Genomic DNA, 21,968 nt, shown 5'->3' with positions numbered 1-21,968 from the left:
TGCTCATCATCACGGGTAGCGACGACGTTCACGACGCCTCCCCAGCCCTGCCAATGCGCTCATCTCGTCCATCATATTGAAGGAGTCATCATGACCGATTTCACGCTGCACACTGCCGATACCGCCCCGCAGGACAGCAAGCCGCTGCTCGACAAGTCCGTCAAGGCCTTCGGCATGGTGCCGGGTCTGCACGCGGTGATGGCAGAGGCGCCGGGCCTGCTGGAAGGCTATCAGGTGCTGCACCAGCTGTTCCTCGACAGCAGCTTCAATGATGAAGAGACCACCGTGGTGTGGCAGACCATCAATGTCGAGCACAACTGTCACTATTGCGTGCCGGCACACACCGGTATCGCCAAGGCGATGAAGGTGGATGACGCCATCACCGAGGCGCTGCGCAACGAGACGCCGCTGCCGACCGAGCGCCTGGAAGCCCTGCGCACCTTCACGCTGGCCGTGGTGCGTGAGCGTGGTTTCGTCGATGACGCTACCGTGCAGACCTTCCTCGATGCCGGCTACACCAAGCGCAACGTGCTGGAAGTGGTTCTTGGCCTGTCCCAGAAGGTGATGAGCAACTACACCAATCACCTGGCCGAGACGCCGATCGACGAGCCGTTCAAGAAGTTTGAATGGCACAAGCAAGGCTGAAGCCGCAGAACGGATGATGCATGACCTGCGAGAGGGGTGAAGCGCGCCGTCACTCAATCTTAATGAAAATATTTCTCATTAGTGTTGACGGACGCGTGCTCGCGACCTAATCTGGGGCCATCGCTTCCCCGCCATGGGCAGCGGTGCCCCGGTCAGTGGAGTCAGGCCCCTTTCCGGGAGGCTTCTCATCAGACGTTTTACGGTCCTTGCCAGCGGCTCCCCTCACGGGTGAGCCGCTTTTTTCATGCGCAAAAAAAGACGCCTCCTTCGCTTGCACGAGGGAGGCGTCCGGAAGCGCTTCTCGAGTCATTCGCTTTCCCTCTGCCAATGACAGGGAGGAAGGCTTGCGAGTCGAGCGGTGCTTCGTGCCCGCCAGAGTGTGGATGTCAGGTCCGAGGCGGGCGTCTCATCAGGCCAGTCACGACCTTGATATTCTGGCGGCATGATACGTCAGCTCATCGATGGAGGCCAGCCGTGATGGTGAGATAAACGCTGTCTCAATGGTTAATGAAAATAATTCTCATTGGTATTGACGGACGATCTGTCAGGGCATAATCTTGGGTCATCGTTTCCCGCCATGGAACGCGATGGCCAGAACAGCGGAGTCAGGCCCCTGTTCAGGTTTCTCCTCATCAAGCTAGTCACGGTCTTCGGGCGACTCTTCGAGTCGCCCTTTTTCTTGGCGGTGTCACGGCTGTCAGCGTCTGTCGCGCCTTTCTCCTGCCTCTGTCAGGCCCCGCACTCCCGGTATCTCGTCTAGAATGGCCCTTCCTTCAGGTCATTCACACGGGACCGTGCATGATTACCCTCTATCGCCTTCATGAAGACGGGCGCCTGCGTGGCGAGCAGATCGTGCTGCCCGACATGTCCGACGGCGAGGCGCCGCAGCTCGCCGACAGCCATGAGCAGGCCAGCGCCCTGCATGCCGAGCGGCTGGCCAGTGATGAGCTGGCACCTCCGGTACTGGTGCGTGGCGATGTGCTGTGGATCGACCTCTGCCAGCCCGATGAGGCCGAGCAGCGCTGGGTGAGCGAGCAGTTCAGCGTGGAGCTGCCGAAGATCGAGGAGCTCGAGGAGATCGAGTCGTCCTCGCGATTCTATCTGGCCGGCGATGGCATCCATGTCGTCTCGCTGTTTCCCCATCGCAGGGGGCGCGAACCGCAGACCGCCAACGTCGCCTTCCATCTGCACGGGCGGCAGCTGATCAGCATGCGTCACGAGGAGATCGGGCTGTTGCGGCTGTTCCGCAATCATCTGCGTCGCCAGCGCCTGAGTCCCCAGGATGGCTGGGACGTGCTGCTGGCATTGCTGGCGATGAAGGTCGATTACCTGGCCGATGAGATCGAGGACATCTATCGCGCGCTGGAGGTACTGGGCAAGCAGGCGGTGCACCCTGAATCGCTGGAGGACACCCTGCATGGCATCCTGCTGCAGGAGCGCTACAACGACAAGGTGCGCCAGGCCCTGCTGGACAGTCAGCGGCTGTTGCGTCAGCTGACGCGCCATCTGCCCGCCGAGCCGCATCACAAGGCTCGGCGTCAGGAAATTCGCGACATGCTGCGCGATGTGGATTCGCTCAATCCGCACACCACCTTCATCTTCGAGAAGGTCAACTTCCTGCTGGATGCCTCGATCGGTTTCACCAACCTCGACCAGAGCCGCATCATCAAGATCTTCTCGGTCGCGGCAGTGGTGTTCATGCCACCGACCCTGATCGCCAGCATCTACGGCATGAACTTCCACTGGATGCCGGAGCTGGACAAGGACTGGGGCTATCCCTTCGCGCTGTGCCTGATGGGGGCATCGGCTCTCTCGACCTACCTGTTCTTCAAGTGGAAGAAGTGGTTGTAAGTCGCTGATCAATGGCAAAAAAAAGCGCCTGGCGTCGTGAGACGGCCAGGCGCGCAAATAGCTTGCATTACTACACTGAAGATCGCCACCGAGGCCCGGGATGGGCCGACGGCGAAACCGCGCGTGCGGGTGTCGCCATGCAGACCAGTCACCGGGACCCGGTGGGATGAGCAGTGCAACTACCTGAGCGCGAACCTGAATCGCCTGACTGCGCCACGCAGGCCAGACGCTTCACGGTCTAGTCCGGAAGCAGACGGTCGATGCCGCGACGCGTCTGCTCCCGCATGTTCGAGGTGCCCAGTATAGGGCGACGCGCTTTGGAGAATAAGCGCGTACAATCGAAAACTAGGGTTTCCAATATGGAAACATGTTCGCGTGGTCACGCAGGACGCTCGTCAATGGGCGTCTGGAGCTGAATCAACTCTGGAGTATGGAATGGCGACGCTTGATGCTCTGCGGGTCTTCGTCGAGGTGGTACGAGCGGCGAGCTTCACGGCAGCCGCGAGACGCCTGGGAATTTCCAAGTCGCTGGCGTCCAAGCGCGTGGCGGCACTGGAGGAGCAGCTGGGGGTGAGTCTGATCAATCGCTCGACCCGCAAGTTGCACCTCACCGAGGCGGGGCGCATCTATTACGAGCACGGGCTGCGCATCCGCGAGGAGCTGGAATCCGCCGAGGCGCGGGTGCAGTCCGTCACCTCCCAGCCGATGGGCCAGCTCAAGGTCTCGGCGCAGGTGTCGTTCGGCTTCATGTATCTGGCCGCCCCGACCACCGCCTTCATGCGCCGTTATCCGGACGTCAGCGTCGAGATCCTGCTGGAGGATCAGCGCTTCGAGCCCATCGATGAGTCGGTGGATCTGGCGATTCGCATGGGACCGTTGCCGGATTCCTCGATGGTCTCGCGGCCTCTGTGCAAGGTGGTCTATGGCCTGTATGCGGCACCGGATTATCTGGCGCGCGTCAATGCCCCGCCGGTGCAGCCGCAGGACATCCGCGCCTTCGATACCATCTTCTACGGCAATTATGACCTGGGCGCTCACTGGCGCTTCACGCTCAACGGGCAGCCCTTCGATGTGGAGCCGGAGTCGCGGCTGGTGATCAACAATCTGCTCGGCGTGGTGGAGGCGGCCAAGGCCGGTTTCGGTCTCGCCTATCTGCCGACCTTCTCGGCCCGCGCAGCAGTGGAAAGCGGTGAACTGGTGCCATTGTTGCAGCCCTACTGGAACGAGCATGGCTCGATGGTGGTGCTGTTTCGCTCGCGCAAGTACCTGCCCGACAAGACGCGTGCCTATCTGGACTTCATCACCGAATGGTTTCAGGAGCACCTGCAGCTCTGATCGCCCCCGCTGCTTCCGTCACCAGTCGATCGGCTCGCCGGCCCAGTCACGGAAGCCGCCGCTGTCCTCTGGCGACAGCTCACCCGCCACCCGCAGCAGGCGACGCGCCACGTAGCCTGGCGTGAACAGCTTGTGCTCGGGGACCCGCGCCTGAAAGGGGGCCGAAAGCCCGGTATCGGTGGTGCCCGGATGCAGCGCGACCAACACAGCCTCGGGATTGCGGCGCGCGATCTCGATGGCGGCGGTCTTCAGCAGCATGTTGTGACTGGCCTTGCTGGCACGGTAGGCATACCAGCCGCCACTGCGGTTGTCGCTGATCGAGCCGACCCGCGCCGAGAGCGAGGCGAAGATCAGCGGCGTGCGCCGGCGCAGGCGTGGCGCGAGCATCCCCAGCAACAGGGCCGGGACGAAGGCATTGACCTGATGCAGGCGCGTCAGCGCGGCCATGTCGAGATCCTCGAGACGTTTCTCGGGCCACAGTGCCGCGTGCTGCTCAAAGGCTTCCTCATGCAGCAGCCCCATGGTGTTGAGGATCAGTGCCGGTGGTTGACCTGGCCTGGGCTCGTTCTCCTCGTGCTTCTCCTTGTTCTCCTCCTGTCCCGTGTCATCCAGTTGCTCGCGGAGCCAGTCTGCCAGCCGCGCCATGCCCTCGTCGGTGGTCAGGTCAGCCTGCAGTGAGGCAAGTGCGGGATGTGCCGGCAGACGCGAGACGTCACGGCTGACCGCCAGCACCCGGCTGCAGCGTTCGTGGGCGAGCAGCTCTTCGAGCATCGCGCGTCCGATACCGCCCCCGGCACCCGTCACCAGAGCGGTGAAGCCCTGTGGGAGGCGTGCAAAGGTGTCAGCGGCCAGTGGTTGATCCTTGAGTGTGGATTCCGTCATCGTCCCTCCCGCGATAGCGTTCATGTCAGGCCTGATTCGTGGTGCGCGCCATCAGGCGTGCCAGCCGCGAGTCGGCCTGCAGTGTGGTCGGCGTGGCATCTTCCTTGAGTCTCCCTTCTTCCAGCAGTGCCAGACGCGCAAAGCGCTCAAGCCCCAGCGGCTGATGGGTGATCATGATCAGGCTGCGTCCCCGGCAGGCCGTGAGAATCGCGCTGATCACCCGCTCGGCACTCTCGCGATCCAGGCCTTCACAGGGCTCGTCGAGCAGCACGATCGGGGCGGGCGAGAGCAGCGCCCGTGCCACGCCGAAGCGACGCAGCTGGCCTCCGGACAGTGAACGGCCCCCCTCGTCCGGGAAACCGGCCAACCCCTGCGGCTGTCTGGCCAGCCACTCGCCAAGCCCCAGGCTTTCCAGCATGTGGATGAGTGTCGCATCACTGGCCTCAGGCGCGGCCAGGCGCAGATTGTCAGCGTAGCTTGCGCAGAACAGATGCGTGTCCTGCGGACAGACGGCGAAGCTTGCGCGCAGTGTGGCCTCGTCGAGCGACTCAAGCGCCACACCGCCCAGATGAATGCTGCCGGAATGGGGGGCATGGAAGCGGCTGAGCACTTCCAGCAGGGTGCTCTTGCCGCTGCCGGAGGGGCCAAGCAAGGCCAGATGCTCGCCCGCTGCCAGGCTCAGCGACAGCTGCTCGAGCACCTGAGTGTCGCCATGCGCGACATTCAGGTCATGGATCACCAGTTCATGCCCGACAGGCGTGGCGGCGGCGGAGTCCTCCGGAAACTGTGGCGCCGGGGTATCGGCCTGTACCTGGTTGAGGCGCGCGGCCGCCGACAGGCAGCGGCCCAGCCCCTGCCAGGCCAGCGGCAGGGGGGCGAGGGCTTCGAAGGCACCGAGGATCGCCAGCAGAAACAGCGCCAGCAGGCGGCCGTCGAGCAGCTCGCCGGCATGGGCGGTCACGTCACCGACAGCCGTCTGCGTCTGAGGCGCCATCTGCATGACGCCGAGCAGGGCGACCCCTGCCAGCGTCAGCCCCAGCAGCGTATGGCTCAGCCAGGTGGCCAGCGCCTGACGACGCGCCTGGGAGCGCTCGATGCGATCACGCTCGGCCTGTTGCTCCGCCAGGCTGGCAAGCTCTGCCTGCCAGCGTCCGTAGATGACCAGCTCGCCCAGGCCCTGCAGGCGCTCCAGCAGACGGGCACGCAGGTGACTGGCGGAGGCCTGATGGCGCATGGCATCGCGGCTGCCAAGATGCCAGGCCAGCCACGGCACCAGCCCCCCAGTCAGCGCCAGCCCCAGCACGGTGATCAGCGCCAATGTCGGCGCGAAGACACCGATCAGCGTACCGGCGGCGAGGATGGCACACACCGCCACCAGTGACGGAATCAGCACGCGCACATAGAGGCTGTCGAGAGCATCGATATCCGCGCCCAGACGCGTCATCAGCTCGCCCTGCCCGGCACGCTGCAGAGCGGCGGGGGAGAGGGGTTCGATGGCGTCGAACAGACGACGACGCAGGCTGGCCAGCAGGCGCAGCGTGCCTTCGTGGGTGGTGACGCGCTCGCCATAGCGTCCGGCGGTGCGCGCCAGTGCCAGTCCGCGCACGCCAGCTGCGGGAGTGAAGAAGTTGAAGGCCTGGGTGGCCGCGACGCTCACGCCGGCTACGGCAGTCGCGGAAAGAAACCATCCCGACAGCGCCAGCAGCCCGGTGGCTGCCAGCAGGGTGATCAGCGCCAGCAGGGCGCCGACACCCAGCCAGCCCCGGTGCTCGCGCATCAACGCCAGGTAGGGACTCAGTTCGCCAAGCGATGGTGGCCGGGCGGTCGGGGGGACGTCAGGGGGTGTCATGCATCACCTCGCGGGCTGGTGGCCTGCAGGTGCCGATCTTCCACCAGGCGGCCGCCTTCGAGACGGATCAGCCGCTGGCAGAGTGGCAGCAGTTCGGGACGATGTGTGAGCAGCAGCAGGGTGCGGCCTTCGCCGAGGCGTTGCAGTGCCCGGATCACACGTGCCTCGCTCTCGGCATCCAGACTGGCGGTGGGTTCGTCCAGCAGCACCAGCGGCGCATCATGCAGGAAGGCGCGCGCCAGCGACAGGCGGCGTGCCTGCCCACCGGACAGTGGCTGACCGCCCTCGCCAAGCGGTGTCGCGAGTCCGTGGGGCAGGCTGGCGTGCCATGTGGACAGGTCGGCCTTGGCCAGCGCGGCCTCGAGTTCGTCGTCGCTGGCCTGAGGCTTCGCCAGTCGCAGGTTGTCGGCCAGCGTGCCGGACAGGACCACCGTTTCCTGGCCCACCCAGGTGGCCGTGCCGGCCGGGAGGCCCTGGGTCAAGGGATGTCCATTCAGAGACAGCATGCCGTCGGCGACCTCGACGAAGCCCAGCAGCAGGTTGAGCAGTGTCGACTTGCCTGCCCCCGAAGAGCCGGTGATGGCGATTCGTTCACCGGCGGCGATCTGCAGTGACAGCGGGCCCAGCGCGGGGGGCGTGTCCGGGAGCTGGCCGGCATGGCGCACGCTCACGTCCTGCAATCTCAGGGCGCTGAAGGTGATGGGGCGGGTCGCGCTGCGAGGCGGCGTGGTGTTCACGTCGTCAGGCGTCTGCTGACGGGAGAAGGGGGTGGCACCGACGATCGGCGCCAGGTCGAGCGCGGCCGCTTCGGCCTCGGCCTTGGCGTGATAATGCACGCCCAGCTCGCGCAGCGGCTGATAGAACTCGGGCGCCAGCACCAGAATGAACAGGGCGGTCTGCAGCGTCAGCGGTGCCTCGTCCCAGGTGCCGAACTGCAGATGACCGAGGAAGTGAAAGCCGAGATAGACCGCCAGCAGCGCGATGGACACGGCGGTAAAGAATTCCAGCACCGTGGAGGACAGGAAGGCGAGGCGCAGCACGCGCATGGTGCGCTTGCGAAAGGCGTGACTGACGGCCTCGACCTGGGCGCCGCGTCTGGCGCTGCCGAACAGCTTGAGCGTCTTCAGGCCGGTGAGCAGGTCCATGAAGTGGCGCCCCATGCGGTCCATCTCCTGGAATTGCTCGCGGGAGCGCTTGCGCGCCGCGATCCCGACCAGAATCATGAAGATGGGTACCAGCGGGGCGGTGATCGCCAGAATCAGGCCCGCCGCCCAGTTGAGCGGAAAGACGACTGCCAGCAGCAGCAACGGGATGAGCCCGGCCAGGCGAGTCTGGGGGCGAAAATCGGCGTAATAGCCATGCAGCGACTCGACCTGGTCCCAGACACGGTTGGCGAGACTGGCGCGGTGCTGGCGATGCACCCACAGTGGGCCGAGTTCGGCGAAGCGCTGCAATAGACGCTCTCGCAGGCGGCGACGGATCTGCTGACTGGCACGGGTGCCAGCGTAGCTGCGCAGCCCGCCAAGCGCGCCTCGCAGCGAGAGGCTGGCGGCGAGTACCGCGATGGCCGGCCACAGTGTCATGAGCGACTCGCGCTCGATCGCCACGCCCTGGGCGAGGCGCGCGATGCTCCACGCCTGTGCCAGCAGCACCAGGGTCGAGAGCAGGGCGCAGCCGATGGCGATGTTCGGCCAGTGGCCGCCAGCTCGGGCCAGGGTCTCCAGCCAGCGGCGTGGCACGAACTCAGACGACGAGGCGTCGGCGTGAAGGGGGGAGGCAACATCAGACGAGGCGGTGGTTCGGGACATGCTGGCTCCTGCCGGTGGTGGCAGAGGGGATGGTGAGAAGGCGCGGGCACCAGGCGTCACGGCGGACGATCATCGGGCGTCAGCTTACCGCCGTGGAGGCGTTGGCACACGGTGACGCACTGTCGCACATCTTCACCTTGCGTATAATATGCCCCCAGTACAGGCTGCCGAATTGAAGCGTGTTGGCCGGGCACCACTTGCCAGGCTGGTTCGAGATCTTGTCGCGCCTCGCGCCCGGCCGTCATCTCGAGACGCTTTTCGACACCCTTCTTGACACTCCCCCTGAAATACTGGACTCCACATGACCGTTCGTACGCGTATCGCACCGTCGCCGACTGGTGATCCCCACGTCGGCACTGCCTATATCGCCCTGTTCAACCAGTGCTTCGCTCGTCAGCATGGTGGCGAGTTCATTCTGCGTATCGAGGATACCGATCAGACCCGCTCCACCGGTGAGTCCGAGCAGATGATTCTCGACTCGCTGCGCTGGCTGGGCATCGAATGGTCGGAAGGTCCGGATGTCGGCGGCCCCCATGGTCCGTATCGCCAGAGCGAGCGTGGCGACATCTATGCCGCGCATTGCCAGCAACTGATCGATGCCGGCCACGCCTTCAAGTGCTTCCGCACCAGCGAGGAGCTGGATGAGCTGCGCGACTCCCGCAAGGCCGAAGGTCTGCACATGGCGCTCAAGCCGTCCGATCTCGCCCTGCCGGCCGAGGAAGTGGCACGTCGTGAAGCGGCGGGTGCGCCCTTCGTCATCCGCATGAACGTACCGGAAAGCGGTACCTGTGTGGTCAAGGACATGCTGCGCGGCGAGATCGAGGTCGACTGGGCCCAGGTCGATGCGCAGATCCTGCTCAAGTCCGATGGCATGCCGACCTACCATCTGGCCAACGTGGTGGATGATCACCTGATGGAGATCACCCACGTGATGCGCGGTGAGGAGTGGATCAACTCGGCGCCCAAGCATCAGCTGCTGTATGAGTACTTCGGCTGGCAGATGCCGGAGCTTTGCCACATGCCGCTGCTGCGCAATCCGGACAAGACCAAGCTGTCCAAGCGCAAGAACCCGACGTCCATCCTGTATTACCGCCGCATGGGCTATCTGCCGGCGGCCGTGATCAACTATCTCGGGCGTCTCGGCTGGTCCATGCCGGACGAGCGCGAGAAGTTCACGTTGAGCGAGATGCAGGAGCACTTCGACATCCAGCGCGTCTCCCTTGGCGGCCCGGTGTTCGATGTCGAGAAGCTCAGCTGGCTGAACGGTCTCTACATCCGTGACCTGTCCGAGGACGAGCTGCTGAGCGAGCTGCGTCAATGGGCCTTCAACGAGTCCTACGTCAAGCAGATCCTGCCGGAAGTGAAGCCGCGCATCGAGACGCTGTCCGAGGCGATTCCGCTGGCGGGGCACTTCTTCTCCGGACTGCCGGCCATCACGCCGGACGACTTCGCCAAGGCCAAGCTTCAGGGCGAAGATCTGGTGCGTCAGATGCAGTTCCTGACCTGGAAGCTCGAGGCCGTGAGCACCTGGGACAAGGAGCACCTGCTGGCGGAAGTGAAGCTGCTGTCCGAGCACTTCGAACTCAAGATGAAGGACTTCCTGGCGCCGGTGTTCGTGGCGGTGACTGGCTCGGCGACCTCCACCTCGGTGATGGATGCGATGGTCATTCTCGGTTCCGACATGACCCGTGCACGTCTGCGTCATGCCGTGGCAGTGCTGGGCGGCGTCTCCAAGAAGGCTGCCAAGCGCTTCGAGAAGGAATATCGCGAGCTGTAAGGGTGTCAGTGATGCCTGAAGGGCCCCCATGGCGAACGTGTGTCATGGGGGCATGCGCTGCAGCAGGGCGCTGAGCCTTCTCAAGGCGCTGTCGGACTGCCCTGGTGGGCCTGATGCGCCGCGCGACGGAATTGTGTGAAAAAGAAGTTGACGACTACGAGGCGGGTCAGTATTATACGCCTCGTTCTTGAGAGACGGGGCCTTAGCTCAGCTGGGAGAGCGCAACACTGGCAGTGTTGAGGTCAGCGGTTCGATCCCGCTAGGCTCCACCAAGTTTCTCAAGCGACTGCGTCCCATTCGTCTAGTGGTCCAGGACACCGCCCTTTCACGGCGGTAACAGGGGTTCGAACCCCCTATGGGACGCCACTCTTCTGACATCTCGAGTCGCCTGTGATGGCCTCGGGAAGTCAACAAAAAGCACACCTTGCGGGGTGTGTTTTTTTTGTCTCTGATTTCGGCTTATGCACAGCCGGTGTGTCGCCCGAAACGCATGTTATCCCCAAGTCGCCCTTGACATCGCTGTTGTGTTGTCCACTGCGCGGCCAGGACGTGAACTTTCCTCATACTCCCCCTCGAAGTGCGGCCATCCGGTCTGCACTTGCTCCTGCATGCCAAAATTTTCTTTTATATCAATGGCTTATAAGCTGGTTAAAAATTGTGCAATCTGTTGGTAAGCCCGCTGTCATGCAGGTTGGAAGCGCTTGTCTAAGGGTTATCAACGAGGTTATCCACAGATAGTGTGGAAAAAGGCAGCGCAGCGTGACGGTGACAGGGTTGTTGCAATGCGGCATCAAGAAAGCGCCGATTCCAACGTCTCGCTGACGCTGGAATCGGCGCTTTTCATCGGGCGGCTTGCACGGCTAGCAGGACGTCATTCGTTCAGTGCCTGATTCGCTGCGCGATGACGCGGGCGAGGCCGCTTCGAGTGGGGAGGGCTCGCCTCATCTGGCCAGGCGCTTGAGCAGCGAGGAGGTGTCCCAGCGGCCGCCCCCCATGCTCTGGACGTCGGCATAGAACTGATCGACCAGCGCCGTCACCGGCAGGCTTGCCTCGATGCGGCGTGCCTCCGCCAGACAGATGTCGAGGTCCTTGCGCATCCAGTCGACGGCGAAGCCGTGCTCGTACTCATCGCGGATCATGGTGGCGTGTCGGTTCTCCATCTGCCACGAGCCCGCTGCGCCCTTGGAGATCACCTCGATCACCGCCTCGCGATCCAGTCCCGCCTGCTCGGCGAAGTGCAGTCCCTCGGAGAGCGCTTGAACCAGTCCGGCGATGCAGATCTGGTTGACCATCTTGGTGGTCTGGCCGGCACCGGTCTCCCCGATACGCTTCACCATGCGCCCGTAATGCGCCAGTACCGGTGCTGCGCGATCGTAATCTTGCGGGTCACCGCCGCACATGATGGTCAGCGCGCCATTGATGGCCCCCTGCTGGCCGCCAGACACGGGGGCGTCCACGAAGCCGACCGAATGCTCGCGCGCCGCCACGGACAGCTCTCGCGCCAGATCAGCGCTGGCCGTGGTGTGATCCACCAGCAGTCCTCCCTCCGACAGACCGGCCAGTACGCCATCGGCGCCGTAGGTGACGCTGCGCACGTCATCATCATTGCCGACGCACATCAGCACGATCTCGGCGCCTTCCGCGGCTTCTCGCGGCGTGGCGTGATGGGTGCCACCGTACTCCTCGCACCACTGTTCGGCGCGCGAGCGGGTCCGGTTGTAGACGCGCACTTCCCATCCTGCGCGTGTCAGGTGGCCGGCCATGGGGTGACCCATGACGCCGAGTCCGATGAAGGCGGCAATGCGTGGCGTTGCGTGTGTCTCTGACATGCGAAGGGCTCCTGGCCATCTATCAGCGAAAGGCGGACTTGCTGGGCATGACGGCGGTGTCGGTACCGCGTGACATTACGCTAGCACGTCTGGCGTGGGGCGAGGGACTGTATATGACTGATGGCTTGTGCAGGAGGGGTGGCAGGGGCGTGAGGCAGGCGAGCAGGGCAGGGGCGTCAGAAACGAAAAAACCGCCTCCTGAGAGGCGGTTTCGGTCGGCTGCCGGGGTGCGACGTGGCTTACTTGGCCGGGTAGTCGCGCTGCGGGTGGCCGGTGTAGAGCTGGCGCGGGCGGCCGATACGATGGCCGCCGGCGATCATCTCGTTCCAGTGGGAGATCCAGCCGATGGTGCGTGACATGGCGAAGATGACCGTGAACATGTTGGTCGGGATGCCGATCGCCTTGAGGATGATGCCGGAGTAGAAGTCGACATTCGGGTACAGCTTGCGCTCGATGAAGTACTCGTCTTCCAGTGCGATCTGCTCCAGACGCTTGGCGATCTTGAGCTGCGGATCGTCGGCCATACCCAGCTGCTCCAGCACCTCGTCACAGGTCTCCTTCATGACCTTGGCGCGCGGATCGAAGTTGCGATAGACGCGGTGACCGAAGCCCATCAGCTTGAACGGGTCATCCTTGTCCTTGGCCTTGTCGATGAAGCGCTGGATGTTCTCCTCGGAATCCTCACCGATCTCATCGAGCATGTTGAGCACGGCCTCGTTGGCGCCGCCGTGTGCCGGGCCCCAGAGTGCCGCGATGCCGGCGCTGATGCAGGCGAACGGATTGGCACCGGTGGAGCCTGCCAGACGCACGGTGGAGGTCGAGGCATTCTGCTCGTGGTCGGCGTGGAGCATGAAGATGGTGTCCATCGCCTTGGCGAACACCGGGTTGATCTTGTACTCCTCACACGGATTGCCGAACATCATGTACAGGAAGTTCTCGCCGTAGGAGAGGTCATTGCGCGGGTACATGAACGGCTGGCCGATGTTGTACTTGTGGCACATGGCCGCAAGGGTCGGCATCTTGGCGATCAGGCGCACCGCACTGACGTAGCGTTCCTTCTCGTTGTTGATGTTCAGATTGTCGTGGTAGAAGGCGGCCAGGCCACCGACGACGCCACACAGGATCGCCATCGGGTGGGCATCACGACGGAAGCCCTTGAAGAAGTTGACGATCTGCTCGTGCACCATGGTGTGGTTGCCGATCAGTTGCGCGAACTTGTCGTACTCTTCCTTGTTCGGCAGCTCTCCGAACAGCAGCAGGTAGCACAGCTCTATATAGTTGGAGCTCTTGGCCAGCTGGTCGATGGGGTAGCCGCGATGCAGCAGGACGCCTTTCTGGCCATCGATGAAGGTGATGGAAGATTCGCAGGCGGCGGTGGAGACGAAGCCCGGGTCGTAGGTGAACATGCCTTCGGCGGTCAGGCCGCGGACATCGATGACGTCCTGGCCGAGCGTGCCGGAATAGACCGGAAATTCGATGGTCTTGTCGATACCGTCTACCGTCAGTGTCGCTTTCTTGTCAGTCATGCCGACCTCCTCATTATTCGCGTAACTCTTTGACTTGCTTGCCATGCCGGGCTTGCATCAATCCCGCCCACTATAGAAGCCCGCCAAAGATTGTCAATTCGCCACTCGGCGTAGAGACGTGCGATGCTGCGCTGTGCGTCAGTTTCCCGACGTTTGTCGTTCCATGCCCTTCAGGTTGCGTCCTGATCGCCGCATTTTGTGCAATTCGTGGTTGCGGCTATGCGACGTCGTGTCATTTGTCATGCCAATGGCCAACCCCTATAATCCTCCGTCGCGCGACTGGCGGGAAATTCGGCTCGGTACCGTGGATGGCCTGCGCCCGAGACCCTTCCTCAAACCACCGCCCCTGCGGGCTTGCGTCCGTGTTGGGCCAAGAGAGTGTGTAAGAGCCGTGAATAGCAAACGACCCGTAAATCTCGATCTGACGACGATCAAATTCCCTCTCCCTGCCCTTACTTCAATCACTCACCGTATTACCGGCGTGATTCTGTTCGTGGGCCTGGTGTTCGCGTTGTGGGCACTCGATGCCTCGCTGTCCTCCCCGGAAGGGTTCGAGGCAGTGCGTGACACCCTGGCAACCAATTTCCTTGCCAAGATCGTGGCCTGGGGCCTGCTGTCTGCCCTCGGTTTCCATTTCGTGGCAGGTATCAAGCACCTGCTGATGGACATGGACATTGGTGTCGAACTTGAAAGTGCGAATCGCAAGGCGCAGGTCACTGTCGTGATCAGTGCCGTTCTCGTGGTCCTGGCGGGAGTCTGGGTATGGTAAACAACATCACCAATTTCAGTCGCAGTGGTCTGTCTGACTGGGTGCTGCAGCGTGTGTCTGCCGTGGTTCTGGCAGCCTATTCCGTGTTCATGGTCGGCTATCTCCTGCTGCACCCGAACCTCGATTACGCCACCTGGAGTGGTCTGTTCGAGAACACGGCAATGCGCATCTTCTCTCTGATGGCATTCATCGCGATTGCCGCACACGCCTGGATCGGTCTGTGGACCGTGGCGACCGATTACATGAAGCCGACCGCGTTGCGCTTCGGTTTCCAGGTCTTCGTCATCCTTGCGTTGTTCATCTTCTTGGTCTGGGGCGTTCAAGTCCTGTGGGGAGCCTGATACATGTCCACCATGCGTAGCCTGACATTCGACGCGATCATCATCGGCGGCGGCGGCGCTGGCCTGCGTGCCGGTCTCGAACTGTCCCAGTCCGGCAAGAAGACTGCCGTGCTGTCCAAGGTCTTCCCGACCCGCTCGCACACTGTCTCTGCCCAGGGCGGTATCACCTGTGCCATCGCCTCTGCTGATCCGAACGACGATTGGCGCTGGCACATGTATGACACCGTCAAGGGCGGCGATTACATCGCTGACCAGGACGCGGCTGAATACATGTGTACCGAAGGCCCGAAGGCGGTCTTCGAGCTGGAGCACATGGGTCTGCCGTTCTCTCGCTTCGACAATGGCCGCATCTATCAGCGTCCGTTCGGTGGCCAGTCCAAGGACTTCGGCAAGGGTGGCCAGGCAGCACGTACGTGCGCCGCGGCTGACCGTACCGGCCACGCGCTGCTGCACACGCTGTATCAGGCCAACCTGAAAAACGGCACCGTCTTCCTCGACGAGTGGTACGCCATCGACCTGGTCAAGAATGCCAACGGCGACATCGTCGGTGTGATTGCCCTGTGCATCGAGACTGGCGAGACCGTCGTCGTCAAGTCCAAGGCCACCGTTCTGGCCACCGGTGGTGCGGGCCGTATCTACGCCTCCACCACCAATGCCCTGATCAACACCGGTGACGGTATCGGCATGGCACTGCGTGCCGGCCTGCCGGTCCAGGACATGGAAATGTGGCAGTTCCACCCGACCGGTATCCACGGTGCGGGCGTGCTGGTCACGGAAGGCTGCCGTGGTGAAGGTGGCTACCTGGTCAACAAGGACGGCGAGCGCTTCATGGAGCGTTACGCGCCGAATGCCAAGGACCTCGCGGGCCGTGACGTCGTCGCGCGCTCCATGGTCATGGAGATCCTCGAAGGTCGTGGTTGTGGCGAGAATGGCGATCACGTCTTCCTGAAGCTGGATCACCTCGGTGAGGAAGTGCTCAACAAGCGCCTGCCGGGTATCTCCGAGCTGTCCAAGACCTTCGCGCACGTCGATCCGACCAACGCGCCGATCCCGGTCGTGCCGACCTGTCACTACATGATGGGTGGTATCGCCACCAACGTGCACGGTCAGGCCATCGCGCAGAACGAAGACGGCACCGACCGCATCGTCAACGGCCTCTATGCCGTGGGTGAAGTGGCCTGCGTCTCCGTTCACGGTGCCAACCGTCTGGGCGGCAACTCGCTGCTGGATCTGGTCGTCTTCGGCCGCGCGGCAGGCAAGTACATCGAGAGCGCGCTCAACGAAGGCATCGAGTACCTCGAGCCGACCCAGAGCGACATCGATTCTGCCCTGGTGCGTCTGAATCGCTGGAACGAGTCCGAAAGCGGCGAGTCCGTGCCGGAACTCAAGCGCGAACTGCAGCAGATCATGCAGAACTCCTTCGGCGTCTTCCGTCAGGAAGACAAGATGGAAGAAGGCGTCAAGCAGCTGTCCGAGCTGCGTGAGCGTATCGCCAAGGCGGGTCTGGCTGACAAGTCCCAGGTCTTCAATACCGCGCGTATCGAAGCCCTTGAGCTGGACAACCTGATGGAAGTGGCGGAAGCCACCGCCATTGCGGCCCTGACCCGCAAGGAAAGCCGTGGTGCCCACTCCCGTTACGACTTCCCGGATCGTGATGACGAGAACTGGCTCAAGCACTCTCTGTTCTTCCCGAACGAGAAGCGTGTCGGCAAGCGTGACGTGAACTTCGCGCCGAAGACCGTCGAGCGTTTCGAGCCGAAGATTCGTACCTACTGAGTCTGACAAGCACCAGTTCGCACTCGCTCGAGTTCACGCTCGCTTGAGTTCGCCGTGATCCAGGTGCGTGCAGGGCATCGCACGCACCTGACCCGTTTGCCCGGAGGGGAAACCATGCTTCAGGTATCCATATACCGCTACAACCCTGAAACCGATACTGCGCCGTACATGCAGGAGTTTCAGGTCGACACCCAGGGCCGTGACCTGATGGTGTTGAACGTGATGGAAATGCTCAAGGAACAGGACAGCTCGCTGGCCTATCGTCGCAGCTGCCGCGAAGGTGTCTGTGGTTCCGACGGCATGAACATGAACGGCAAGAACGGCCTGACCTGTGTCACCGCGCTGTCCGAAGTCGTCAAGGACAACAAGCTGGTGCTGCGTCCGTTGCCGGGCCTGCCGGTCGTGCGTGACCTGGTCGTCGACATGAGCCTGTTCTACAAGCAGTACGAGCGCATCCAGCCGTACCTGCTCAACGACACGCCGGCCCCGGCCATCGAGCGTCTGCAGTCGCCGGAAGACCGCGACAAGCTCGACGGTCTCTATGAATGCATCCTGTGTGCCTGCTGCTCGACGGCCTGCCCGTCCTTCTGGTGGAACCCGGACAAGTTCGTCGGTCCGAGTGGTCTGCTGCAGGCCTATCGCTTCCTGGCCGACTCGCGTGACACGGCCACCAAGGAGCGTCTGAGCGAACTGGACGACCCGTTCTCCGTATTCCGCTGTCGCGGAATCATGAATTGTGTCGCGGTTTGCCCGAAAGGTCTGAACCCGACACGTGCCATCGGCAAGATTCGTGAGCTTTTGCTGGCAAACGCCACTTAAAAGCCGAGCGCTAGCTTGTTATGATTGCACGTCAGCTGCGGCAGGGTGTCACACCTTGTCGCAGCGCACAGCTTGCTGGAGCCGGTGCCTTGTGCACCGGCTTTTGACGATAAAAGAAGACTCAGATGGTGAAGGCCTCCATGGTTTCGCCATACAGGGCATAATCGAGTGACGCCGACAGCGCTTGTCCGGCGCCTACCCCACCCCATCAGTCAGGGTGACCGAGAGATGCAAGAAGGCACAATGGAGTTGATGTGGCGCACTTCCCATATGAGCGGCGGGAATGTCCACTACGTAGAAGATCTCTACGAGCGTTATCTTGTCGACCCGAACGAGGTTCCCGACGAGTGGCGCAACTACTTTGATACTCTGCCGCGTCATGACGGCAGCCCCTCCCAGGATGTTCCGCTGACCCCGATCCGTGAGCAGTTCTACGAGATGGGTCGCAACAGTCGCCGCTCGGTGGCTGTCTCGGCGGGCGAGAGCAGCGAGAACAAGAAGCAGGTTCGTGTTCTTCAGCTGATCAACGCCTATCGCTTCCGTGGCCACCAGAAGGCGGACATCGATCCCCTCGGTCTGCGCAAGCCGGCACCGATTCCTGATCTTGAGCTTTCCTTCCACCAGCTGTCCTCCGCTGACATGGACGTCGAGTTCCAGACCGGCTCGCTGTTCCTCGGCAAGGACGTTGCACCGCTGAAGGAAATTCACGCCGCGCTGGAGCAGACCTACTGCCGCAGCATCGGCGCCGAGTTCATGCACATCGTCAATACGGAAGAGAAGCGCTGGCTGCAGCAGCGTTTCGAGTCCGTGCGTTCCAAGCCGAACTTCTCACGCGATGTCCGCCATCACGTGCTGGAACGTCTGACCGCCGCCGAAGGTCTCGAGAGCTACCTCGCCAGCAAGTACCCGGGGACCAAGCGCTTTGGTCTGGAAGGCGGCGAATCCTTCATTCCGATGATGGATGAGCTGATCCAGCGCAGCGGCAAGTACGGTACCAAGGAAGTCGTGATCGGCATGGCTCACCGTGGCCGCCTCAACCTGCTGGTCAATCTGCTGGGCAAGAGCCCGTCCGAGCTGATCGAGGAATTCGACGGCAAGAAGCAGATCGCCAAGGGCTCCGGTGACGTGAAGTACCACCAGGGCTTCAGCTCGAATGTCATGACACCGGGCGGCGAAGTCCACCTGGCACTGGCGTTCAACCCGTCGCACCTGGAGATCGTCTCTCCGGTGGTCGAGGGCTCGGTGCGTGCCCGTCAGGATCGTCGTGAAGACGCCGAGGGTGACAGCGTACTGCCGATTTCCATCCACGGTGACGCGGCATTCGCCGGTCAGGGCGTGGTGATGGAAACCTTCCAGATGTCGCAGACCCGTGCCTACAAGACGGGGGGTACCGTTCACGTCGTCATCAACAACCAGGTGGGCTTCACCACCTCGCGTGCCGATGACGCGCGTTCCACCGAATACTGCACCGACATCGCCAAGATGGTTCAGGCGCCGATCATCCACGTCAATGGTGACGACCCGGACGCCGTGCTGCACGCCGCCCAGGTCGCCATCGACTATCGCCAGCAGTTCAAGCGTGACGTGGTGATCGACCTCGTGTGCTACCGCAAGCGCGGTCACAACGAGGCGGACGAGCCGTCCGGCACCCAGCCGCTGATGTACGCCAAGATCAAGTCCCAGAAGACCGCTCGCGAGAAGTATGCGCAGCGTCTGGTCGAGGAAGGCGTGCTCAGCGAGGAAGAGACCCGGCAGCTGGTGGATCAGTACCGCGCGGATCTCGATGCCGGCAATCACGTCGCCAATGCCCTCGTGAAGCAGCCGAATACCGGTCTGTTCGTCGATTGGACGCCGTACCTGGGCCACGAGTGGACCGGCGATGCCGATACCTCGATGGACATGAAGCAGCTGCAGGCGCTCGCCAACAAGATGTGCGAAGTGCCGGACGGCGTCTCGGTCCAGCGTCAGGTCAACAAGATCTACGAAGACCGTCGCAAGATGGCCGCCGGCGGCATGCCGCTGAACTGGGGCTTCGCCGAGACGCTGGCCTACGCCACCCTGGTGGATGCCGACCATCCGGTACGCATCACTGGCCAGGACGTGGGTCGTGGCACCTTCTCCCACCGTCACGCGGTGGTGCACAACCAGAATGATGGCAATACCTACGTGCCGCTGCAGCACATCAAGGATGGTCAGGCGACCTTCACCATCCATGACTCCTACCTCTCCGAGGAAGCGGTGCTGGCCTTCGAATACGGCTACGCCACGACCATGCCGACGGCATTGGTGGTGTGGGAAGCCCAGTTCGGTGACTTCGCCAACGGTGCCCAGGTGGTGATGGACCAGTTCATCTCCTCCGGCGAGAGCAAGTGGGGCCGCCTGTGCGGTCTGACCATGCTGCTGCCGCACGGTTACGAAGGGCAGGGGCCGGAGCACAGCTCCGCGCGCCTCGAGCGCTATCTCCAGCTGTGTGCCGAGCACAACATGCAGGTGTGCATGCCGACCACGCCGGCGCAGATCTATCATCTGCTGCGTCGTCAGGTCATCCGCTCGCTGCGCAAGCCGCTGGTCGTGTTGTCGCCCAAGTCACTGCTGCGTCACAAGGAAGCGACTTCCACCCTCGACGAGCTGGCCGATGGCCGCTTCGAGATGGTGCTGGCCGACAAGGGCAATCTTGAAGCTTCCAAGGTCAAGCGCGTCGTGCTGTGTGCCGGCAAGGTCTATTACGACCTGGCAGGCTATCGCGCCGAGCAGGGCCGTGAAGACGTTGCCATCATCCGTGTCGAGCAGCTCTATCCCTTCCCGAAGGAAGAGCTCCAGGCCGCCATCGCCGACTACGAGAATCTCGAGCAGGTGATGTGGTGCCAGGAAGAGCCGCTCAACCAGGGTGCCTGGTATCAGAGTCAGCACCACATGCGTCAGGTCGCTGATCAGCATCGTCAGGGCCTCGGCATGAGCCTGGCCTTCGCCGGACGCCCGGCCTCTGCGGCGCCTGCCGCGGGCTACATGTCCGTTCATAACGAACAGCAGCGCCAGCTGGTCGACGACGCCTTCAACAAGTAAAGGCCCGCGACCCGCAAGGGCACCGAGAGAGAATCGAGTTAAGGAACTCCAATGGCTATCGATATCAAAGCGCCGTCTTTTCCGGAATCCGTCGCCGAAGGCACAGTGGCGACCTGGCACAAGCAGCCCGGTGACAGCGTCGAGCGCGACGAGCTGATCGTCGAGATCGAGACTGACAAGGTGGTGCTGGAAGTGGTGGCACCGCAGAACGGCACCCTGGGCGAGATCAAGGTCCAGGAAGGTGAGACCTGCGAGTCCGAGCAGGTACTGGGTACCATCGGTGACGCAGACGCCGCATCTTCCGACGAGAAGAAGCAGGCGCCCGCTGAAGGCAAGGACGACGCCAAGGCCGAGAGCAAGCCGGCCGCCGGTGGCGAAGGCGAGACGCTGGAAGTCAAGGCGCCGAGCTTCCCGGAATCCGTCGCGGAAGGCACTGTCGCCACCTGGCACAAGAAGGTCGGTGACGCCTGTGAGCGTGATGAGCTGATCGTCGAGATCGAGACTGACAAGGTCGTGCTGGAAGTCGTGGCTCCGGCAGATGGCGCCCTGAGCGAGATCAAGGTTCAGGAAGGCGAGACCTGCGAGACCGAAGCCGTGCTGGCACTGTTCAGTGCTGGCGCTTCCGGTGCCGCTGCTCCGGCCGCTGAGGAAAGCGACAGCAAGTCCGACGAAGGTCAGGACGAGAAGGTCGGTGACAAGATTCTCGCGCCGGCCGCTCGCAAGATGGTTGCCGAGCACGATCTGGACGTCAGCAAGCTGGTCGGTACCGGCAAGGGCGGTCGCGTGCTGAAGGAAGACGTGGCCAAGGCCGTCAAGGAAGGCACCGCAGCCAAGTCCGCTGCCAAGCCTGCTGCCGCACCGAAGGCCGCTGCACCGAAGGCCGCTCCGGCCTTCGAGGGCGAGCGTCCCGAGAAGCGCGTGCCGATGAGCCGCATGCGTCAGACCATCGCCAAGCGCCTGGTCAATGCCCAGCAGACCGCCGCCATGCTCACCACGTACAACGAAGTGGACATGAGTGCGGTGATGGAGCTGCGCAAGCAGTACAAGGACACCTTCCAGAAGGTGCACGACACCAAGCTCGGCTTCATGGGCTTCTTCGTCAAGGCGGCCACCGAAGCGCTCAAGCGCTTCCCGGACGTCAATGCCTCCATCGACGGCACCGACATCGTCTACCACGGTTACCAGGACATCGGCGTTGCCGTGTCGTCCGATCGTGGTCTGGTCGTGCCGGTCCTGCGTGATACCGACAGCATGAAGCTTGCCGATGTCGAAAAGACCATCGTCGACTTCGGTCAGCGCGCGCGCGCCGGCAAGCTGGGCATCGATGAGATGCAGGGCGGCACCTTCACCATCACCAACGGCGGCATCTTCGGTTCCCTGATGTCCACGCCGATCCTGAATCCGCCGCAGACCGCCATCCTGGGCATGCACAAGATCCAGGAGCGCCCGATGGCCGTGAACGGTCAGGTCGTCATCCGTCCGATGATGTATCTGGCGCTGTCCTACGACCACCGCATGATCGACGGCAAGGATGCAGTCCAGTTCCTCGTCGCCATCAAGGACCTGCTGGAAGATCCGGCTCGTTTCCTGCTCGACGTCTGAGACTGCAACGCCTCACGCCCGGGGCTTCCCCGGGCGTGTGCGGCCCCGATGGGTGACAGGTTGCCCATCGGGATGCCAATCCGAATCGAACTGCAC

General features: G+C 62.8%; 15 protein-coding genes and 2 tRNA genes. 12 read left to right on the top strand and 5 right to left on the bottom strand.

Annotated elements, in window-relative coordinates; all coding sequences use genetic code 11:
* The first annotated feature begins 90 nt into the window (after positions 1 to 90).
* The 3 genes from BFX80_RS15000 (at position 91) to BFX80_RS14985 (ending at position 3,831) form a co-directional block, all read left to right on the top strand.
* Entirely contained in the window at positions 91 to 645 is a 555-nt protein-coding gene (locus BFX80_RS15000; protein WP_077379203.1) for a carboxymuconolactone decarboxylase family protein, read from the top strand.
* A 798-nt stretch (positions 646 to 1,443) separates the two neighbouring features.
* On the top strand, positions 1,444 to 2,496 hold the full coding sequence (corA, locus tag BFX80_RS14990; protein WP_084209312.1) for a magnesium/cobalt transporter CorA: 1,053 nt from the start codon (positions 1,444 to 1,446) through the stop codon (positions 2,494 to 2,496).
* 435 nt (positions 2,497 to 2,931) lie between these two features.
* Positions 2,932 to 3,831, top strand: a complete 900-nt coding sequence (locus BFX80_RS14985) for a LysR family transcriptional regulator (protein WP_043333112.1) — start codon at positions 2,932 to 2,934, stop codon at positions 3,829 to 3,831.
* 18 nt (positions 3,832 to 3,849) lie between these two features.
* Here the strand turns inward: BFX80_RS14985 and BFX80_RS14980 are convergent, their stop codons facing one another.
* The 3 genes from BFX80_RS14980 to cydD are packed head-to-tail and all read right to left on the bottom strand — an operon-like array spanning position 3,850 to position 8,370.
* Positions 3,850 to 4,713, bottom strand: coding sequence for a Rossmann-fold NAD(P)-binding domain-containing protein (locus BFX80_RS14980; RefSeq protein ID WP_084209311.1), 864 nt, complete (start codon positions 4,711 to 4,713; stop codon positions 3,850 to 3,852).
* Between the two features lie 25 nt (positions 4,714 to 4,738).
* Positions 4,739 to 6,562, bottom strand: coding sequence for a thiol reductant ABC exporter subunit CydC (gene cydC / locus BFX80_RS14975; RefSeq protein WP_084209310.1), 1,824 nt, complete (start codon positions 6,560 to 6,562; stop codon positions 4,739 to 4,741).
* Positions 6,559 to 8,370, bottom strand: coding sequence for a thiol reductant ABC exporter subunit CydD (gene cydD, locus BFX80_RS14970; protein ID WP_084209309.1), 1,812 nt, complete (start codon positions 8,368 to 8,370; stop codon positions 6,559 to 6,561). The genes cydC and cydD overlap by 4 nt, the downstream gene beginning before the upstream one ends.
* Positions 8,371 to 8,671: 301 nt before the next feature.
* On the opposite strand from cydD, the gene gltX reads away from it, so the two are divergent.
* The 3 genes from gltX to BFX80_RS14955 all read left to right on the top strand — a co-directional run bounded on the left by gltX (position 8,672) and on the right by BFX80_RS14955 (position 10,513).
* Positions 8,672 to 10,147, top strand: coding sequence for a glutamate--tRNA ligase (gene gltX / locus BFX80_RS14965; protein ID WP_077379213.1), 1,476 nt, complete (start codon positions 8,672 to 8,674; stop codon positions 10,145 to 10,147).
* A gap of 196 nt (positions 10,148 to 10,343) precedes the next feature.
* Positions 10,344 to 10,419, top strand: a tRNA-Ala gene (locus tag BFX80_RS14960).
* Positions 10,420 to 10,437: 18 nt separating this feature from the next.
* Positions 10,438 to 10,513: transfer RNA gene (locus tag BFX80_RS14955), tRNA-Glu, on the top strand.
* A 575-nt stretch (positions 10,514 to 11,088) separates the two neighbouring features.
* Here BFX80_RS14955 and BFX80_RS14950 read toward each other — a convergent pair.
* Both BFX80_RS14950 and gltA read right to left on the bottom strand, forming a co-directional pair.
* On the bottom strand, positions 11,089 to 11,976 hold the full coding sequence (locus tag BFX80_RS14950; protein WP_084209308.1) for an NAD(P)-dependent oxidoreductase: 888 nt from the start codon (positions 11,974 to 11,976) through the stop codon (positions 11,089 to 11,091).
* 239 nt (positions 11,977 to 12,215) lie between these two features.
* A complete protein-coding gene (gltA, locus tag BFX80_RS14945; protein WP_077379217.1) occupies positions 12,216 to 13,502 on the bottom strand; it encodes a citrate synthase in 1,287 nt (428 codons plus the stop codon).
* A 391-nt stretch (positions 13,503 to 13,893) separates the two neighbouring features.
* Here gltA and sdhC point away from each other — a divergent pair, with 391 nt between their 5' ends.
* The 6 genes from sdhC to odhB all read left to right on the top strand — a co-directional run bounded on the left by sdhC (position 13,894) and on the right by odhB (position 21,872).
* On the top strand, positions 13,894 to 14,271 hold the full coding sequence (sdhC, locus tag BFX80_RS14940) for a succinate dehydrogenase, cytochrome b556 subunit (protein ID WP_043333108.1): 378 nt from the start codon (positions 13,894 to 13,896) through the stop codon (positions 14,269 to 14,271).
* Positions 14,265 to 14,612: a succinate dehydrogenase, hydrophobic membrane anchor protein gene (gene sdhD, locus BFX80_RS14935; protein WP_077379219.1), complete on the top strand. Its 348-nt coding sequence runs from the start codon at positions 14,265 to 14,267 to the stop codon at positions 14,610 to 14,612. The genes sdhC and sdhD overlap by 7 nt, the downstream gene beginning before the upstream one ends.
* A 3-nt stretch (positions 14,613 to 14,615) precedes the next feature.
* Entirely contained in the window at positions 14,616 to 16,388 is a 1,773-nt protein-coding gene (gene sdhA / locus BFX80_RS14930) for a succinate dehydrogenase flavoprotein subunit (protein WP_077379221.1), read from the top strand.
* 114 nt (positions 16,389 to 16,502) lie between these two features.
* The gene (locus tag BFX80_RS14925; RefSeq protein WP_077379223.1) at positions 16,503 to 17,207 is read left to right on the top strand and encodes a succinate dehydrogenase iron-sulfur subunit; all 705 of its coding nucleotides are present in this window, start codon (positions 16,503 to 16,505) and stop codon (positions 17,205 to 17,207) included.
* A gap of 228 nt (positions 17,208 to 17,435) precedes the next feature.
* A complete protein-coding gene (locus BFX80_RS14920) occupies positions 17,436 to 20,270 on the top strand; it encodes a 2-oxoglutarate dehydrogenase E1 component (protein ID WP_077379225.1) in 2,835 nt (944 codons plus the stop codon).
* Between the two features lie 51 nt (positions 20,271 to 20,321).
* Positions 20,322 to 21,872 (top strand): 2-oxoglutarate dehydrogenase complex dihydrolipoyllysine-residue succinyltransferase, encoded by a 1,551-nt coding sequence (odhB, locus tag BFX80_RS14915; RefSeq protein WP_077379227.1) that lies wholly within the window; start codon positions 20,322 to 20,324, stop codon positions 21,870 to 21,872.
* Positions 21,873 to 21,968: the final 96 nt, after the last annotated feature.

Origin of the sequence: Cobetia marina (assembly GCF_001720485.1) — a bacterium.
In the GTDB taxonomy this organism is placed as follows: Bacteria; Pseudomonadota; Gammaproteobacteria; order Pseudomonadales; family Halomonadaceae; genus Cobetia; species Cobetia marina.
The sequence above is the reverse complement of the archived record's forward strand: the minus strand, read 5'-3'. Positions and strand labels throughout refer to the sequence as shown.

What these genes read in the sequence shown, in the direction of transcription:
- BFX80_RS14985 (WP_043333112.1), top strand. Translation starts at nt 2,932, where the DNA reads ATGGCGACGCTTGATGCTCTGCGGGTCTTCGTCGAGGTGGTACGAGCG.
- gltA (WP_077379217.1), bottom strand. Translation starts at nt 13,502, where the DNA reads ATGACTGACAAGAAAGCGACACTGACGGTAGACGGTATCGACAAGACC.
- BFX80_RS14980 (WP_084209311.1), bottom strand. Translation starts at nt 4,713, where the DNA reads ATGACGGAATCCACACTCAAGGATCAACCACTGGCCGCTGACACCTTT.
- BFX80_RS14920 (WP_077379225.1), top strand. Translation starts at nt 17,436, where the DNA reads ATGCAAGAAGGCACAATGGAGTTGATGTGGCGCACTTCCCATATGAGC.
- cydC (WP_084209310.1), bottom strand. Translation starts at nt 6,562, where the DNA reads ATGACACCCCCTGACGTCCCCCCGACCGCCCGGCCACCATCGCTTGGC.
- BFX80_RS14925 (WP_077379223.1), top strand. Translation starts at nt 16,503, where the DNA reads ATGCTTCAGGTATCCATATACCGCTACAACCCTGAAACCGATACTGCG.
- sdhD (WP_077379219.1), top strand. Translation starts at nt 14,265, where the DNA reads ATGGTAAACAACATCACCAATTTCAGTCGCAGTGGTCTGTCTGACTGG.
- BFX80_RS15000 (WP_077379203.1), top strand. Translation starts at nt 91, where the DNA reads ATGACCGATTTCACGCTGCACACTGCCGATACCGCCCCGCAGGACAGC.
- odhB (WP_077379227.1), top strand. Translation starts at nt 20,322, where the DNA reads ATGGCTATCGATATCAAAGCGCCGTCTTTTCCGGAATCCGTCGCCGAA.
- gltX (WP_077379213.1), top strand. Translation starts at nt 8,672, where the DNA reads ATGACCGTTCGTACGCGTATCGCACCGTCGCCGACTGGTGATCCCCAC.
- sdhA (WP_077379221.1), top strand. Translation starts at nt 14,616, where the DNA reads ATGTCCACCATGCGTAGCCTGACATTCGACGCGATCATCATCGGCGGC.
- corA (WP_084209312.1), top strand. Translation starts at nt 1,444, where the DNA reads ATGATTACCCTCTATCGCCTTCATGAAGACGGGCGCCTGCGTGGCGAG.
- BFX80_RS14950 (WP_084209308.1), bottom strand. Translation starts at nt 11,976, where the DNA reads ATGTCAGAGACACACGCAACGCCACGCATTGCCGCCTTCATCGGACTC.
- cydD (WP_084209309.1), bottom strand. Translation starts at nt 8,370, where the DNA reads ATGTCCCGAACCACCGCCTCGTCTGATGTTGCCTCCCCCCTTCACGCC.